Raw genomic sequence first — 1,903 nt, 5'->3', positions numbered from 1 at the left:
ATCGTTGGCTAGCTCCGCTGGTGGTTCATCACGGGCCCGACTATCAGGTACGCTTTCCCACACGCCGTCGTAAGCTGAACAGCGGCTACTTTTGTATTACTTCTCAGCGTTTCGCTGAGGTTTTACAGCGACAGTTTGGCCCGCACTTGTGGATGGATACCGCGGTCGCAGAGGTTAATGCGGAATCTGTTCGGTTGAAAAAGGGTCAGGTTATCGGTGCCCGCGCGGTGATTGACGGGCGGGGTTATGCGGCAAATTCAGCACTGAGCGTGGGCTTCCAGGCGCTTATTGGCCAGGAATGGCGATTGAGCCACCCGCATGGTTTATCGTCTCCCATTATCATGGATGCCACGGTCGATCAGCAAAATGGTTATCGCTTCGTGTACAGCCTGCCGCTCTCGCCGACCAGATTGTTAATTGAAGACACGCACTATATTGATAATGCGACATTAGATCCTGAATGCGCGCGGCAAAATATTTGCGACTATGCCGCGCAACAGGGTTGGCAGCTTCAGACACTGCTGCGAGAAGAACAGGGCGCCTTACCCATTACTCTGTCGGGCAATGCCGACGCATTCTGGCAGCAGCGCCCCCTGGCCTGTAGTGGATTACGTGCCGGTCTGTTCCATCCTACCACCGGCTATTCACTGCCGCTGGCGGTTGCCGTGGCCGACCGCCTGAGTGCACTTGATGTCTTTACGTCGGCCTCAATTCACCATGCCATTACGCATTTTGCCCGCGAGCGCTGGCAGCAGCAGGGCTTTTTCCGCATGCTGAATCGCATGCTGTTTTTAGCCGGACCCGCCGATTCACGCTGGCGGGTTATGCAGCGTTTTTATGGTTTACCTGAAGATTTAATTGCCCGTTTTTATGCGGGAAAACTCACGCTGACCGATCGGCTACGTATTCTGAGCGGCAAGCCGCCTGTTCCGGTATTAGCAGCATTGCAAGCCATTATGACGACTCATCGTTAAAGAGCGACTACATGAAACCAACTACGGTAATTGGTGCAGGCTTCGGTGGCCTGGCACTGGCAATTCGTCTACAAGCTGCGGGGATCCCCGTCTTACTGCTTGAACAACGTGATAAACCCGGCGGTCGGGCTTATGTCTACGAGGATCAGGGGTTTACCTTTGATGCAGGCCCGACGGTTATCACCGATCCCAGTGCCATTGAAGAACTGTTTGCACTGGCAGGAAAACAGTTAAAAGAGTATGTCGAACTGCTGCCGGTTACGCCGTTTTACCGCCTGTGTTGGGAGTCAGGGAAGGTCTTTAATTACGATAACGATCAAACCCGGCTCGAAGCGCAGATTCAGCAGTTTAATCCCCGCGATGTCGAAGGTTATCGTCAGTTTCTGGACTATTCACGCGCGGTGTTTAAAGAAGGCTATCTAAAGCTCGGTACTGTCCCTTTTTTATCGTTCAGAGACATGCTTCGCGCCGCACCTCAACTGGCGAAACTGCAGGCATGGAGAAGCGTTTACAGTAAGGTTGCCAGTTACATCGAAGATGAACATCTGCGCCAGGCGTTTTCTTTCCACTCGCTGTTGGTGGGCGGCAATCCCTTCGCCACCTCATCCATTTATACGTTGATACACGCGCTGGAGCGTGAGTGGGGCGTCTGGTTTCCGCGTGGCGGCACCGGCGCATTAGTTCAGGGGATGATAAAGCTGTTTCAGGATCTGGGTGGCGAAGTCGTGTTAAACGCCAGAGTCAGCCATATGGAAACGACAGGAAACAAGATTGAAGCCGTGCATTTAGAGGACGGTCGCAGGTTCCTGACGCAAGCCGTCGCGTCAAATGCAGATGTGGTTCATACCTATCGCGACCTGTTAAGCCAGCACCCTGCCGCGGTTAAGCAGTCCAACAAACTGCAGACTAAGCGCATGAGTAACTCTCTG

General features: G+C 53.4%; 2 protein-coding genes. Both read left to right on the top strand.

The window, feature by feature from the left end; genetic code table 11:
* On the top strand, positions 1-974 hold a 974-nt coding region (gene crtY, locus C1A35_RS35550; protein WP_104668906.1), incomplete at its 5' end, for a lycopene beta-cyclase CrtY.
* An 11-nt stretch (positions 975-985) separates the two neighbouring features.
* The coding region (crtI, locus tag C1A35_RS35545) for a phytoene desaturase family protein (protein WP_158665291.1) at positions 986-1,903 on the top strand (918 nt) is incomplete at its 3' end.

The organism is Ensifer adhaerens (genome assembly GCF_002940685.1).
Taxonomy (GTDB): Bacteria; Pseudomonadota; Alphaproteobacteria; order Rhizobiales; family Rhizobiaceae; genus Ensifer; species Ensifer adhaerens_E.
This window is presented reverse-complemented; position numbering and strand designations above follow the sequence as displayed.